General features: G+C 65.2%; 13 protein-coding genes and 1 tRNA gene. 9 read left to right on the top strand and 5 right to left on the bottom strand.

All coding sequences use genetic code 11. From position 1 onward, the window contains the following. Positions 1 to 1,190, top strand: a 1,190-nt coding sequence (locus tag AC1AUD_RS09020; RefSeq protein WP_476574019.1) for an ROK family protein, incomplete at its 5' end; no start/stop codon positions are given. Between the two features lie 35 nt (positions 1,191 to 1,225). After that, positions 1,226 to 1,299 (top strand) — tRNA-Ile (locus AC1AUD_RS09025). Positions 1,300 to 1,369: 70 nt separating this feature from the next. Here the strand turns inward: AC1AUD_RS09025 and AC1AUD_RS09030 are convergent. Beyond that, positions 1,370 to 2,317 carry a nucleoside hydrolase gene (locus AC1AUD_RS09030; RefSeq protein ID WP_476574020.1) on the bottom strand — a complete coding sequence of 316 codons (948 nt, stop codon included), beginning with the start codon at positions 2,315 to 2,317 and terminating at the stop codon, positions 1,370 to 1,372. Between the two features lie 87 nt (positions 2,318 to 2,404). Beyond that, positions 2,405 to 3,589, bottom strand: a complete 1,185-nt coding sequence (locus AC1AUD_RS09035; protein WP_476574021.1) for an MFS transporter — start codon at positions 3,587 to 3,589, stop codon at positions 2,405 to 2,407. Positions 3,590 to 3,732: 143 nt separating this feature from the next. Here AC1AUD_RS09035 and AC1AUD_RS09040 point away from each other — a divergent pair, with 143 nt between their 5' ends. The 4 genes from AC1AUD_RS09040 (at position 3,733) to prmC (ending at position 7,159) form a co-directional block, all read left to right on the top strand. Next, complete coding sequence (locus AC1AUD_RS09040; protein ID WP_476574022.1) at positions 3,733 to 4,443, top strand: Crp/Fnr family transcriptional regulator; 711 nt, start codon at positions 3,733 to 3,735, stop codon at positions 4,441 to 4,443. Between the two features lie 106 nt (positions 4,444 to 4,549). Then, positions 4,550 to 4,762, top strand: coding sequence for a 50S ribosomal protein L31 (gene rpmE / locus AC1AUD_RS09045; RefSeq protein ID WP_476574023.1), 213 nt, complete (start codon positions 4,550 to 4,552; stop codon positions 4,760 to 4,762). Positions 4,763 to 4,913: 151 nt separating this feature from the next. Then, on the top strand, positions 4,914 to 6,002 hold the full coding sequence (gene prfA, locus AC1AUD_RS09050) for a peptide chain release factor 1 (RefSeq protein ID WP_476574024.1): 1,089 nt from the start codon (positions 4,914 to 4,916) through the stop codon (positions 6,000 to 6,002). Positions 6,003 to 6,112: 110 nt separating this feature from the next. Beyond that, positions 6,113 to 7,159 (top strand): peptide chain release factor N(5)-glutamine methyltransferase, encoded by a 1,047-nt coding sequence (gene prmC / locus AC1AUD_RS09055; protein ID WP_476574128.1) that lies wholly within the window; start codon positions 6,113 to 6,115, stop codon positions 7,157 to 7,159. Between the two features lie 218 nt (positions 7,160 to 7,377). Here prmC and AC1AUD_RS09060 read toward each other — a convergent pair whose 3' ends face one another. Then, complete coding sequence (locus AC1AUD_RS09060; RefSeq protein ID WP_476574025.1) at positions 7,378 to 8,037, bottom strand: sugar O-acetyltransferase; 660 nt, start codon at positions 8,035 to 8,037, stop codon at positions 7,378 to 7,380. 133 nt (positions 8,038 to 8,170) lie between these two features. Between AC1AUD_RS09060 and AC1AUD_RS09065 the strand changes: the two genes are divergently transcribed. From AC1AUD_RS09065 to guaB, 3 genes are read left to right on the top strand one after another with little or no spacing between them, the layout of a single operon-like run. Beyond that, a complete protein-coding gene (locus tag AC1AUD_RS09065) occupies positions 8,171 to 8,833 on the top strand; it encodes an L-threonylcarbamoyladenylate synthase (RefSeq protein ID WP_476574026.1) in 663 nt (220 codons plus the stop codon). Continuing rightward, positions 8,830 to 9,984, top strand: a complete 1,155-nt coding sequence (locus AC1AUD_RS09070) for an MraY family glycosyltransferase (RefSeq protein WP_476574027.1) — start codon at positions 8,830 to 8,832, stop codon at positions 9,982 to 9,984. The genes AC1AUD_RS09065 and AC1AUD_RS09070 overlap by 4 nt, the downstream gene beginning before the upstream one ends. A gap of 57 nt (positions 9,985 to 10,041) precedes the next feature. After that, entirely contained in the window at positions 10,042 to 11,586 is a 1,545-nt protein-coding gene (guaB, locus tag AC1AUD_RS09075; RefSeq protein ID WP_476574028.1) for an IMP dehydrogenase, read from the top strand. A gap of 101 nt (positions 11,587 to 11,687) precedes the next feature. Here the strand turns inward: guaB and AC1AUD_RS09080 are convergent, their stop codons facing one another. Together AC1AUD_RS09080 and AC1AUD_RS09085 are read right to left on the bottom strand one after the other, a co-directional pair. Beyond that, positions 11,688 to 12,965 (bottom strand): MFS transporter, encoded by a 1,278-nt coding sequence (locus AC1AUD_RS09080; protein ID WP_476574029.1) that lies wholly within the window; start codon positions 12,963 to 12,965, stop codon positions 11,688 to 11,690. Positions 12,966 to 13,165: 200 nt separating this feature from the next. Then, positions 13,166 to 14,920, bottom strand: a complete 1,755-nt coding sequence (locus AC1AUD_RS09085) for a glycoside hydrolase family 13 protein (protein ID WP_476574030.1) — start codon at positions 14,918 to 14,920, stop codon at positions 13,166 to 13,168. Positions 14,921 to 15,056: the final 136 nt, after the last annotated feature.

The following is a 15,056-nucleotide window of genomic DNA, read 5'->3' on the forward strand; positions in this document are numbered from 1 at the left end:
ATAATATCTCGGTGGTCATCGACACCATGCTGCGCGCCACCGAGCCCATGAGCCGCGCCGAACTCGCCAAAACGACCGGGCTGACCAAGGCGACGATGTCGCTGCTGGTGCCGATGCTCGTCGATGCCGGCGTCATCCGGGAGGGCGCGCCCTCGGCCATGTCGAACTTCGGGCGGCCGAGCACGCCGCTGGCCATCGCCGGCGGGCGGTTCTGCGGCATCGGCATGCAGATCAACACGGATGGATACGGATATGTGATGTCCGACCTCGACGGCACCGTCGTCGACGGCCAGTGGGTGGGACAGCCGATGGAGGGGACGGACCCGGGCCATGTCTTCGCCGCGCTCGACGAAATCGTCGCCCATGGCGAGGCGGAAGCGGAGCGGCGCGAATACCATGTCGTCGGCGCGGGGCTCGCATTGCCCGGTCTGGTCACCGATGACATGCGGCTGCTCGTGGCGCGTAACCTCGGTTGGGAGCGGCTGGACCTCGGTTCCTTCGAAGTCGTGCGCAGGCTCGGGGCGGCGGCCGGCAACGAGGCGAATATGGCGGCGCTCGCGCAGATTCCCGGATATGCCACGCGGCGTCGCGCCGGCGACGGGCTCGGCCCCTCCGACTCCTTCCTCTACATATCCACCGACATCGGCATCGGCGGTGCCTTCGTGCGCGACGGACGGGTCGTCAGCGGCGACCATGGCTTCGCCGGCGAACTCGGACATGTCTCGGTCGCCATCGACGGACCTCTCTGCCATTGCGGGCGGCGCGGATGCCTCGAGATGTACGCGGGACGGCGCGCGCTCGTCGAAAGCGCAGGCATCGCCGTCGGCGCGGACGCCGCGCGCATCGAGGCGGTCGACGAGCTGCTGGAGCGGTGGCGCTCTGGTGAGCGGCGTGCCGTCGAAGTCATCGAACGGGCCGTCGGGGCGATTGCCTCGGCCGTCGCCTCGGCCATCAATATCCTTGACGTCGACACCGTCGTTCTGGGCGGCATATGGCAGCGGTTCGGCGACGGACTGGCCGAGCGCCTCGAGAACGCCATCCGCCCGCAGGTGCTCGGATATCCCGAGCTCAGGCCCATCGTGCGCATGCCGGCCGTCAATGAACGCCCGGCCCTGCATGGCGCCGCCTGCGTCGGGCTTCGCCGCTTCATCGACGACCCGCTCGAATATGTGGCGACTCGGACGGCCTGAATGCTAGACTGTCCGAGTCGGCTTCGCGCCGATGTGGGGCCGTAGCTCAGTCGGTTAGAGCATGCGACTCATAATCGCCCGGTCCAGGGTTCAAGCCCCTGCGGCCCCACCGAAACGAGGGCCCGGTCCGCCTATATATGGCGGACCGGGCCCTCGTGCGTGATCCGGGTGGTTTGACGTCAGTCCTTCACACCCAGCGTGCGGTAGATGTACTCCTTGTATTTGGCCGCGTCGAGCTTGCTGCACACCGAGACATTCGGCTCGCGGTGCAGCACGTCGGTGACATCGACCAGCAGCGCGCCGTAGCTGGGGCCGGACGCGGTGTCGACCTCGCAGTAATACCGCTCGCATTTGTCGATGCACTCGGGGTAGAGCGCGGCGGCCATCGCCGACGGATCGGCCATGTCGAGGCAAGGCTCGCCGAAGCGCTCGATGTTCATGGCCATGAGGTCCTTGTTGCAATCGATGGCGAACTTGCCGAGCGGACCCGATTCGCGGATCCGAGCTATCTCGTCGGGCGAAAGCATCGCCTCGCCGAGGCAGGCGTCCCAGCCGACGAAGGTGATGTCCTTCAGACCTGACTCCACGACGACCTTCGCGGCCTCCGCGTCCTGCCACACGTTGAACTCGGCCACCGGCGAGGCGTTGCCCCGGCCCAGTCCCGCGCTGCCCATGATGACGATGCGGCCGACGCGCTCCATCGCCTCCGGGTCGAGGCGCAGCGCCAGCGCGATGTTCGTCAGCGGGCCCAGTGCCACGATGTCGATTTCGCCGGGCTCGCTCTCGCGCAGGGCCTCGAGCATCTTGACCACCGCGAGGCCCGGCGTGGGCGTCAGACGCTCCGGCTTCAGGCCGATATCGCCCATGCCGTCGTTGCCGTGCGTTTCGTAGGCATAGGTGAGCTTCTTGAGCAGCATGTCCTTCGCGCCGCGGTAGACGGGCGGCTCGTAGGTGCCGGCGTGTTCGATCGTCGTCAGCGTGTTGATCGTCGCCTGCTCCATCGGCACGTTGCCCGAGACCGTGGTGCACATGATGATCTCATATGCCGGGTCGTTCAACGCCATCGCGATGGCCATCGCGTCGTCAGAGCCGCAGTCCGTGTCGATGATGATCTTCTTGGTATCCATGGAATACTGTGCCTTTCCCTTCGGTCCCATGGTATTGCGTTCCACGGGACGAATTCGGTTATGTGTATTGGATTATGTGTGTGGGACTCACGCCGCTTCGACGGCCGCCGTCGGCTTCTCACTGGAGATCGCGCGCAGCACGAAGGCCGCGCCCGCGCACACGACGAGCATGATGACGGCGAACACGAAGGAGAATCCGATGCCGACGGAGGCGATGATGAAGCCGGTGACCATCGGGGTGAGGAAGTCGGCGGCGCCGGAGGCCATGGCCACCAGCGAGGAGGCGACCGAGACGCGGCGATACCAGATGCGCGTGGCCACGCCCACGATGACGCTGAACAGCGCGCCGAGGAAGAGACCTGCGACGAACAGCGCGAGGAAGTAGAACCACGGCTGGTCGACGACCATCGAGATGGCGATGACCACGGCGGCGGCCGCGCAGTTCAGCGGCAGCACCGTCTGCCCCTTGATGAAGCGCAGCACCCACGCGAAGAAGAAGCCGCCGATCACACAGCCGATGTTGTAGGCGGTGAACATGAAGGCCGCGTTGGCCTCGGAGATGCCCTTGTCGATGGCGAAGCTGGTGATGTAGAGGCCCAGCGCGCTGGAGACGCAGGAGAAGGCGGCCACGGTGAGCACGATGCTCAGGGTCGCGGCCCAGGTGCTCTTGACATACAGCGGCTCGATATGCTCCTCGCCTTCCTCGCCGGCGGTCAGGCCGGTGGTGCGGGCGAAGGGAATCGCAACGAGCATCGCGATGGCGATGGCCGCGAGCACGAAATAGGCCCAGTAGAACGGCATATTGCCGCTCAACAGCACGCCGATCAAGGTCGGCATGACGAAGGTGCCCAGGCCGAACAGACCCTGGCCGCCGGAGAGCGCGGAGGCATAATGCTTGGTGAACACCAGCGAGAGCAGCGACGGGCAGACGGTGTCCTGCGCGCCCATGCCGATGCCGCCGAGCACGGCCAGCACCATGCCGACGATGAAGTTGCCCATCAGCGGGATTCCGAGCAGGAACAGGCCGGTGAGCACGACGCCGCCCATCAGCACCTTGAGCGGGCCGAGGCGTTCGACGAGACGGCCGGTGCCGTAGACCGTCAGCAGGCGGCCGAAGGCATACGCCGAGCCGAGCAGCGTCACCTGCTCGAGCGGCCGGTCGTACATCTGCACCAGCTGCGGCAGCGAGCTGCCGACGAGCACGCAGGCGCCACCGGTGAGGAAATACATGGCGAAGGCCAGCGAGGCCACCATGATCTTGTTGCGTTGCATGATTGTCCTTTCCGCCGTGCGGTGAGCGACCGTCCTTGGCCGGGTCGCACGACTCGAGATGATTCCAAGCTACGGGCGGAGCAAAGGGGCGATGACTGACATTTGTCAGTCCGAGGGCGGGGCGCGCCCGATACCATGAAGGGATGGCCTCAGATCCCGATGCCGCGGTGCTGCGCGCGATGCTTGGCCGCGAATACGATGCCGACGACCCCTGCGGGTCGCTGCCCGGCGCGACGCCCTCCGGCGCCTTGATGCGACTGAGGAAGGGGTCCGTCCTGCTGCGCAAAGGGCAGACGCTGGATCATCTGTATGTGCTGCTTGATGGCCGGCTGTCGGTGTGGAACCTGCTGCCGGAAGGGCGCGACGAACTCACCGACTATCTATGGCCGCTTGATGTCGCGGGGCTTGTCGAGGTGTTGAACGATGAGCCCGCGATCTCGGCGTGGGTGATGGCCGATACGGACTGCGTGGTGTATCGCTTCGAGGTGGGGCGCTTCTGCCAGCTGCTGCGCGCCGACGGCGAGCTATGCTTTCTGGCGCTGCGGATGCTGGGGAAGGTGACCGCCTACAATATGCTCAATTCAGCTGAGAAGAGCACGTTGTCGAACCGCGACATCATCGGACGCTTCCTGTGGGTCGAGGCGACCTGCCGGGGCGATGGGTCGGGCGTGTGGACATGCCCGTTGACCCGGGCCGAGCTGGCGGAGCGGCTGCATCTCAATCTGCGCACGCTGTACCGGCATATCGCGATTCTTGCGCAGGAGGGTTTCGTGCGGCTTGACGCCGGCAAGATCACGGTCGGCGAAAGCGAATTGGCGCGGTTGAACGAACGATACGAGCGCATGGCGCTGTGAGGATGTGAGGCTGTCGGGACGTGCGCCTATCATGCTTGAGGTTCCGGTTCACGCCATGCCATTGGGGCGCGGCGACCCGGGTCACCTGAATTCCTTAGGAGACACCATGAAGCAGGGTATCCACCCCGATTATCATCCCGTCGAGATCAAGTGCTCGTGCGGCAACACCTTCGTCACCCGTTCCACCGCGAACACCGATCACATGACCGTCGACGTGTGCTCGCAGTGCCACCCGTTCTACACCGGCAAGCAGAAGATCCTCGACACCGGTGGCCGCGTCGCCCGTTTCGAGCGTCGCTACGGCAAGAAGGCCAAGTAGCTTTTCGAAACGCCAGTTTTTCCGGGTACCCCGGGGGAACTGGCGTTTTTGTATTCCGACGGACCATCCGCTCTCACGATCCATCATATTCCCGTATTCCGCGCGTTGCGCCGTGATGGCGACCGCATATTCCCCACACCTAAGGACCGGTATGTCAGACGAACAGTTCCCCGCAGCCGCCACCGCGTTGGACGAGTATCGCTCGATCGAGGCCAAGATGGCCGATCCCGAGATCGTGACCGATCCGGCTGCGATGCGCAAGCTGGGGCGGCGGCACGCCGAGCTCGGCGCCATCGTGTCCGCGTACCAGGCGTGGATGACCGTGCGCGACGACCTTGAGGCGGCGCGCGAGATGGCCGCCGAGGACCCGGATTTCGCCGAGGAAGCCAAGCGTCTCGAAGGCGAACTGCCGGCGGCTGAGGAGAAACTGCGCACCGCGCTGATCCCGCGCGATCCCGACGACGCGCGTGACACCATCATGGAGATCAAGGCCGGCACCGGCGGCGAGGAGGCCGCGCTGTTCGCCAGCGATCTGCTGCGCATGTATACACGCTATGCCGAGAAGCGTGGCTGGAGTGTGTTGATCCAGTCCGAGAACACCACCGAGCTTGGCGGCGTCAAGGACGTGCAGGTGGCGATCCGCGCCAAGGGCACGCCCGCGCCCGAGGAAGGCGTGTGGGCCTCGCTCAAATACGAGGGCGGCGTGCACCGTGTGCAGCGCATCCCCGTCACCGAATCGCAGGGGCGCATCCAGACCTCCGCGGCCGGCGTCATCGTCTTCCCCGAGGCCGATGAGGACGACGACGAGATCGAGATCGATCCCAAGGATCTCAAGATCGACATCTTCATGAGCTCCGGCCCCGGCGGGCAGTCGGTGAACACCACGTATTCCGCCGTGCGCATGACGCATCTGCCCACCGGCATCACGGTGAACATGCAGGACGAGAAGTCGCAGATCCAGAACCGTCAGGCCGCGCTTCGCGTGCTCAAGAGCCGCCTCTTGGCGATGAAGCATGAGCAGGAGGCCGCCGAGGCCGCCGACATGCGCCACTCGCAGGTGCGATCGCTCGACCGTTCCGAACGCATCCGCACCTACAACTTCCCGGAGAACCGCATCGTCGACCATCGCACGAACTACAAGGCCTATAACCTTGACGCCGTGCTCGACGGCGACCTGCAGGCCGTCATCGACTCCGACATCCAGGCCGACGAGGCCGAGCGCTTGGCCAAGCAGCAGTGACGAACGTTACTTCTGTCTCTCCCCGTCATTCTGGGCAGGATGTATTTCCCCCTTGTCATCCTGAGCGAAGCCCCGAAGGGGCGAAGTCGAAGGACCTCTCCCTCCGCACCCTGCTCAAGAGCGCCGCAACCCGTCTCGCATCCGTCGGCATCGACACTCCGGAACACGACGCGAAGCTGCTTTTGGCCGAGAGCATCGGATGCGAGTTGCGTGACATCGACAAGGCAATGCTGATGGGGAAGTCCGTGGAGGAGATGCTTCGGCTCCAGCCTCCGGCTTCCGCTCAGCATGACGGTAAACCGGAGCAGCCCTCCGCTCAGCATGACAATGTTGCGGGTTGTCATCCTGAGCGGAGCCCCGAAGGGGCGGAGTCGAAGGATCTCCCTGTGCATCCGTTGCTGCACTTCGAAACGATGCTCAGGCGGCGCGAAGCGCGCGAGCCGTTGCAATACATCGTCGGCCATGCGCCCTTCCGCTGGCTCGACCTCAGGGTCGGCCCGGGCGTGTTCATCCCGCGCCCCGAAACCGAAGCCGTGGTGCAGGCCGGACTGGATTGGCTCACCGCGCATGGCCTCGCCTCGCCCCGTGTGGTGGACCTATGCGCCGGCTCCGGTGCCATCGGATTGGCCGTCGCCACCGAGATGCCCGGGGCCGAAGTCTGGGCCGTGGAGCTCGCACCGCAAACCATCGTTTGGACGCGCCGCAATGCGGTGGCAACCTTCAGGTCTGACGTTTCCTCCGCGAGCCCGACGCCTGGCGAGGAGACCACTTCGTTCGGTCAAGGGCGATATCACTTATTGCAGGGGGATGCGACAGCATCGGAGACACTGGCAGAGCTCGATGGCACCGTGGATGCGGTGATTACGAATCCGCCCTACGTACCGCTCGCTGCGATACCTGAACAGCCCGAGGTCCGCGACCACGACCCCGCGCTTGCCCTCTACGGCGGTTCGGATGACGGCACCCGTATCCCCGAACGCATCATTGACCGTGCGGCGCGACTCCTACGCCCCGGCGGTCTGCTCGTCATGGAACATGACATCACTCAAGGCACGGCATTGGTCGCCTATGCGCAGTCGGCTGGCTTCGCCACCGCCCGCACCGGGCAGGATTGGACCGGCCGCGACCGTTTTCTGACAGCTTGCTTGGATTCATGAGGCCATACCAAGCAACAGTTGGCGGATTGGCCGAACAGTTGGTTGCCATTCGTGGATATCGAACTGTGAAATCGCTTATTTCCGGCGTGGGGCTCGCCGATGTCACGCCAACTGTTGGGCTTATCCGCCAACTGTTGCCCGGAACGAATGCGAATGGTCCTGAGACAGTTGCCACCTATTCGTGAAACATGAAAGCGCGGCGAGTTTGGCTGATGCCGTTAGGCCGCGTAATCCTGATACGCGCTGGCGTCGGCATCGGTGATGGTCTTGATGACGCGGGCCGGATTGCCGACGGCCACCGAGTTGGCCGGGACGTCCTTCGTGACGACGGCGCCCGCGCCGATCACGCAGCCATCCCCGATGGTGACGCCGCCCAGCACGGTGACGTTGCCGCCGAACCAGCAGTTGGATCCGATGACAATCGGCAGCCCATATTCGTAGTCATAGGACGAGCCATCCGCGCGCATGCGCACGTTGCGGTCCTGCCAGCGCAGCGGATGCATCGGCGGCAGCAGCGACACATTCGGACCGAACAGCACATCGTCGCCGATGGTCACCGGCGCGCAGTCCAGGCAGGTGAAATTGAAGTTCATGAACACGCGGGCGCCGATCGACGTGTGGATGCCATAGTCGAAGAACACCGGTCCCAGCACATCCAGCGCCTCGCCGTGGCCCGGCAGCAGCTCGTCGAGCACGGCCTTGCGCTCGTCCTGTGCTCCGCGCGGCAATGCGTTGAATCGCGCGCACAGGTCGGCGGAGTGGTCGCGCAGTGCCACGAGCTCGGGGTCGGAGGCGTCATAGAGCTTGCCCGCGAGCATCTCCTCGCGCTCGCTCAGGCGTGGCGTGCGCAGTTCGACGGGTGGAATGGTCTCGTTCATAGCCGCTCATTATATCGGTATAAGCGAGCCGCCATCGTTTTGACGGCGGTGGCGGGGAGTCGCGGTTTGTTCGTTTGGGGTGGCAGCTCGCTTATGCGAAAGTGTATGGTGGACGTGACATGGGAGGTAAGCGATGAGCGTTGTGCGCGCAATCGATGAGGAATCGATGGCCGAGGCCGCCGGAATCATCCGGGACGGCGGACTGGTGGTGGTGCCCACGGACACGGTGTATGGCATCGCATGCGATCCGTGCAATGCCAAGGCCATCGACCGCATCTACGGGCTCAAGGAGCGTCCTCGCTTCAAGGCGCTGCAAGTGCTGCTGCGTTCGGTCGACCAGCTCGACGAGCTCGGTCTCGATCTGCCGGCCCCGCTGAACCGTCTCGCCGCTCAGTTCCTGCCCGGCGCGCTCTCTCCGATCGCCGTGGCACGTGAGGAATGCGCGCTGGCCACGCTCGCCGACAAACGCGATGGCCGCCCGGGCACACAGGGCATCCGCATCCCCAATTCGGCGCTGTGCCTGCGTGTGCTTGCCGCCACCGGTCCGTTGGCGGCCTCCAGCGCCAACCGCTCCGGCGCCGAAAGCGCGCAGACCGTCGAACAGGCCGTCGAGGCATTCGGCGATCAAGTGCCGCTGTATCTTGACGGCGGTCCCACCCAGGGGCATGTCTCCAGCACGGTCGTCGCCGCCGATCCCTATGGACGTGACGGCATCGACATCCTGCGCGAAGGCATGATCCCGGCGACCGTGATCCGCCGCGCCCTGCATATGAACGGCGGAGGGCTCGGCGCATGAGGGTCTATCTGTTCGTCGCCGCCATCGCCGGCGGCGTCACCTATCTGGTCACTCCGCTGATCCGCCATCTCGCCATCGAGATCGGCGCGGTCGGCGAGGTGCGTGCCCGCGACGTGCACACCGTGCCCACCCCGCGCATGGGCGGCCTCGGCATGCTCATCGGCTTCTGCGCGGCGATGCTGTTCGCCAGCCGCATGCCTTTCCTCGATGGACTGTTCGTCGGCAGCCACCAAGCTTGGGTGGTTATGGCTGGCGCCGTGCTCATCAGTCTGCTGGGCATGGCCGACGATCTGTGGGATCTCGATTGGATGCTGAAATTGGCGGGACAGCTGCTGATATCGGTGTTCGTCGCCTGGGGCGGGCTGCAGGTCATATCGCTGCCCTTCGGGTCCCTCATCACCGCATCTCCGGCGATATCGATGGCGATCACGGCCATATTGATCGTCGCGTCGATCAACGCCGTCAATTTCGTCGACGGCCTCGACGGCCTGTCCTCCGGCATCGTGGCGATCGGCGGCATCGCCTTCGCGATCTATTCCTATATCATCGCGCGCTCCTCGCCGAGCTATGCCTCGATGGCGACGCTGATCGACGTGGCGTTGGTCGGCATCTGCATCGGCTTCATCCTGCATAACTGGCATCCGGCGAAACTGTTCATGGGCGACTCCGGCTCGATGCTGCTCGGCTATCTCATCACCTGCGCTTCGATTGTGATGACCGGCCGGCTCGACCCGGCCTCCATCCACGCCAGCATCTATCTGCCGGCGTTCATGCCGATCCTGCTGCCGATCCTCGTGCTGTTCCTGCCGGTGCTTGACATGTGCCTGGCCATCGTGCGGCGCCTGAGCCACGGCCAGTCGCCGATGCATCCCGACCGTATGCATCTGCACCACCGCATGCTGCGGATCGGCCACAGCGTGCAGGGCGCGGTGCTGATCCTGTGGGGTTGGGCGGCGCTGATCGCCTTCGGCTCGATCATGATTCTGTTCTTCAAGGCGGTCTACGTCGCCATTGGCATGGCGGTGGCGACGGTGCTGCTCACCGTGGCGACGCTCTACCCCTACCTCAGGCGCCGTCTGCCGGAGATCGCGGCAGAGAACGCCGCCCTCGACGGCCGGCCCCACGGCGCGCGGCATCTCAAGGAGGACTGAAGCGGCCTGCGACACGACCTGATGACGTGAGTCAGCCCACATCCATATAGTGAATACATGGCTACTCTTCCTGATATGAACGCGGAATCCGCGTATGCCCCCCTGCCTCCGATCTTCGCCCAGCTTGGCCTCGCCTATGACGATGTGCTGCTGATGCCGAACGCGACGGATGTCATTCCCTCCGAGGTGGACACCACCACGCATCTGACCCGTGAGATCACGATGAAGGTTCCGGCGATCTCCGCGGCCATGGACACCGTCACCGAATCCGACATGGCCATCGCCATGGCCCGCAACGGCGGCATCGGCGTGATCCACCGCAACCTGTCCATTGACGACCAGGCCGCGCAGGTCGACGTCGTCAAGCGCTCCGAATCCGGCATGATCACCGACCCGCTGACCGTCAGCCCCGAGGCTTCGCTGGCCGACCTCGACAAGCTGTGCGGCCGTTTCCATATCTCCGGCCTGCCGGTGGTCGACAAGGACAACAAGCTCGTCGGCATCATCACCAACCGCGACATGCGCTTCATCGCCTCCGAGGATTACGACCATCTCAAGGTCAAGGACGTGATGACCAAGGAGAACCTCATTACGGGGCCGTCGAACATCTCCAAGGAGGACGCGCACCGCCTTCTCGCCCAGCACAAGGTCGAGAAGCTGCCGCTGGTCGATGAGGCGGGCCGCCTGACGGGCCTGATCACCGTGAAGGACTTCGTGAAGACCGAGCAGTATCCGGACGCCACCAAGGACGACCAGGGCCGCCTGCGCGTGGCCGCCGGCATCGGCTTCCTCGGCGACGCCTGGCAGCGCGCCTCCGCCCTGATGGAGGCCGGCGCCGACGTGCTCGTCGTCGACACCGCCAACGGCGAGGCCAAGCTCGCGCTCGATATGATCGCCCGCCTGAAGCATGACTCCGCCTTCGACGGCGTGCAGATCATCGGCGGCAACGTGGGCACCCGCTCCGGCGCCCAGGCCATGATCGACGCGGGCGCGGACGCCGTCAAGATCGGCATCGGCCCCGGCTCGATCTGCACCACCCGCATCGTCGCCGGCGTCGGCGTGCCGCAGCTCACGGCCGTCTACGAAGCCGCCCAGGCCTGCCGCGCGGCCGGCGTTCCGGCCATCGCCGATGGTGGCATCCACTACTCGGGCGACATCGCCAAGGCCCTGGTGGCCGGCGCGTCCTCGGTGATGCTCGGCGGCGTGCTGGCCGGCTGCGAGGAGGCCCCGGGCGAGAAGGTGCTGCTGCATGGCAAGCAGTACAAGCTCTACCGCGGCATGGGCTCCATGGGCGCCATGGCCCCGCGCGGCAAGAAGAGCTATTCCAAGGACCGCTACTTCCAGGCCGACGTGACCTCCAACGACAAGGTCGTGCCGGAGGGCGTCGAGGGCGAGGTGCCCTACCGCGGCTCCCTCAACGCGGTGCTCTACCAGATGATCGGCGGCCTGCACCAGTCGATGTTCTACATCGGCGCGCACAACATCGCCGAGATGCCGGAGAAGGGCCGCTTCATCCGCATCACCGATGCCGGCCTGCGCGAGTCGCATCCGCACGACATCGTGATGACCGCCGAGGCGCCGAACTACTCCGGTCGTCAGTGAGTCTGCCATTGGCAACACGCCTGATATAGCGCGATATAGCGCGACATAGCGAAAAGCCCCGCTCGAAGCGGGGCTTTTCCATATGTTGCAATATGCGCTGATTACCGCACGCGTTTGATGCCGAGCACGGAGATGGCGGCGATGGCGGCCATGGCGATGGCGGTCGGGAACACGAAGGTGTAGGAGCCGAGCACCGTGACGATCGAGGAGGTGATCGCCACGCCGATGGCCTGACCGGCGCAGGTGGCGATGTTCATGAAGCCCAGGTCCTTGCCGGCGGTCTTCGGGTCGGGCAGCACGTCCACGTTGAGCGCTTGGTCGACGGACAGATACATGCCGTAGCCGAAGCTGGCGATGGCTCCGAAGAGGAACATGCCCATCTGCGTGGGGAAGATCCACGGCATGGCCAGGCCGATCGCGAACAGCGCGCAGGCGACCATGATCGGAGCCTTGCGGCGGTGCAGCGCGTCGGCGATCGGGCCGGAGATCAGCGAGGCGATCATGGAGGCGATCATCGTGATGATGGAGATGATCTGGATGGAGGCCGCGGCCTGCGCCTTCGATTCGCCGATGTGATCCTGCAGGATGTACAGCTGGTAGCTGAAGACCATCTGATAGGCGACGATCAGCGCGGTGCGGCAGATGAACGCGCGGTAGAAGTCGCCGCAGTTCTTCAGCGGCGGGGTCAGGGAGTCGACGATGACGCGCCAGGTGGGCTTGTCGGTGGCGATTTCCTCGCGGGTGGCGGCGGGTTCGCGCGGGATGAGTGCCACGGCGAGCAGGCCCGAGGCGGCGGCGCACAGGCCGGCGCATACGAAGCCCATGGTCATGTTCTCGATCAGCGAGGAGCCGACGAGCGTGCCGATGCCCTGTCCGATCACGCCGCCGCCACCAAGCGCGGCCGAGATGGTGGCGCGCGAGCTTTCCTCGACGCGGTCGGAGATAAGGGCGATGATCGGGGCCTGCACCATGTTCAGGCCAATGAGCGCGGCGATATAGCAGATGCCGATCATAACGGCGGCCTGCGGCTGGCTCAGCGCCCAGAAGCACAGGCCATACACGAAGGCGCCGGCGAAGATCCATGGGGTGCGCCGGCCGAAGCGGCTCACGGTGCGGTCGGAGAGCGCGCCGATGATGAGCGCGATGAAGATGGATGCCACGGAACCGGCCGCGTTGATGGAGCCGAGCACGGCGGTCGAGTTTTCGATGCCCAGGTCGCGCAGGTGCTGCGGGACCAGCACGGTCATCGTCATGTAGAAGGCGGCGCCGTTGAGCACGCCGAAGCACATGAATCCGGCGGTGTAGCGCCATTTGTTGAACGGTTTGACGGCTTTCGGCATAGTGGTGTCGGTTATGCCGGTTCCGGTGTGGGATGACATGGTTTCCCCTTTGAGTTTGATGGGCATGGTGCGACTGCGATGGCGGCTGACGCTGCCGCCATCGCAAGCGAAAAGGTTGGAATGCAGGAAAATCCTGAGTATGAGCCGGCGCGGGGTCATCAACCCCTATGAATCATGTGCCCGCGCCGGGCGGCGTTCCGGTACAAGGCCCCGGAGCGGGGCGCTATTTACGGCTTGGTTCAGGAAAGCCTGAGCCAAGCGGAGGTGTCCTGCGGCAGCTTGCCGTCGTCGGTGAGCGGGCCGGAGGCGAGCAGCAGTTCGCCGTCGGGCAGCGCGACCGGATCGGCGCCGAAGTTGGTGATCGAAGCCCAGCCGTTGGCTCGCTTGTAGGCGATGGTGCCGCCCTCGGCGCCTTCCGCGCCGTCGGGCTTGCCGCTCGGGGCGTCCTCGGGCAGCCATTCGATCGTCAGATCGTCGGTGAACAGCTCGTGGCGCAGCGCCAGCGCGCGGCGGTAGAGGTTCAGCATCGAATCGGGATCGGCCGCTTCGACGTCGGCCGCGAAGTCCTTGTACCACTTGGGCTGGGGCAGATGCGGTTCGTTGGCCGCGTTGGCGGGGGAGAAGCCGAAGGAGGCTCCGTGGCCGAATTCATCGGCCGGGTCATCGAGCGCGGGGGCGTCGGCGGCGGTCCACGGCAACGGCACGCGGCAGCCGTCGCGGCCCTTGACGCTGGCGGCGCCCGAGGTGCGGTGGCCGGAGGGGTCCTCGACCTGATCCCACGGGATGTCGGCGACTTCGAACAGGCCGAGTTCCTCGCCTTGATAGATGTAGGCGGAGCCGGGCAGCGCGAGCTCCATCAGGATGGCGGCACGGGCGCGCTTGGCGCCGAGCTCGCGGTTTTCGCGGTAGGTGGCGCCGTCGCGCAGCACCCAGTCCTTGGCGATCTGATGGTATTCGGCGGTCGGCACCTGCGGCAGGCCGTAGCGGGAAGCATGGCGCACGACGTCATGGTTGCTCATCACCCACGTGGCCGAGGAGCCGGAGCGGTCGGCGCTGGCGATGCCCTCCTCGATGGCCTCGTGCAGGGCGCCGCGCACCCAGTCCGTCTTCGCATATTCGAAGTTGAAGATCTGCCCCAGATCGTCGGGGGAGGCGTAGAGATACTGGCGCTCGGGCTGCACCCATGCCTCGGCCACGGCGAATGCCGGTGGATTGTACTGGTTGAACAGCTCGCGCCACTCATGGTAGATCTCGTGCACCTCGTCGCGGTCGAGCACCGGATGCGAGCCGTCGGCGGGCATCGTGGAGTCGGACCACACATGGTAGTCGTCGAGATCGTCGCGGTCGAGGTCCTTGGCCAGGCCGTGCGCCACATCGACGCGGAATCCGTCGGCGCCGTGCTCGAGCCAGAAGCGCAGGGTCTTGAGGAAATCGTCGCGCACCTCGCGGTTGTCCCAGTTCCAGTCGGGCTGTTCCTTGGTGAACAGGTGCAGATACCACTGGCCGTCGGGCACGCGGGTCCAGGCGGGGCCGCCGAAGTGGTTCTCCCAGTTGGTCGGCGGCAGTTCGCCGTGCTCGCCCTTGCCGTCGCGGAAGATGTAGCGCTCGCGTTCGGGGGAGCCGGGGGCGGAGGCGAGGGCGGCCTTGAACCATTCGTGGCGGTCGGAGGAATGGTTCGGCACGATGTCGACGACGATCTTGATGCCCTTGGCGTGCGCGGCCTTGGCGAGCGCGTCGAAATCGTCCATGGTGCCCAGCTTGGGGTCGACGTTGCGGTAATCGTCCACGTCATAGCCGCCGTCGGCGAGCTGGGAGGGATAGAACGGGCTCAGCCAGATCGCGTCCACGCCGAGTTCGGCGAGATAGTCGATCTTCTCGGTCACGCCGGCGATGTCGCCGAGGCCCGACCCGGTCGTGTCCTTGAAGGACCGGGGATAGACCTGATAGACGACCGCCTGCTTCCACCACAGCGCGGGATCCTGTGCGTCGGTCATTGGTGCTCCTTTGTCGTTCCTGTTGCTCTCGGGCGCGTCATTGCTGACGAGATCGGAGATGCTGTAATAATAACGCTTGCATAATATAATGCAAAATCGTGGTTGTTCGGCGTGTCGTGGCGTGTGATAAATGCTG

Source organism: Bifidobacterium sp. LH_730 (assembly GCF_056355835.1).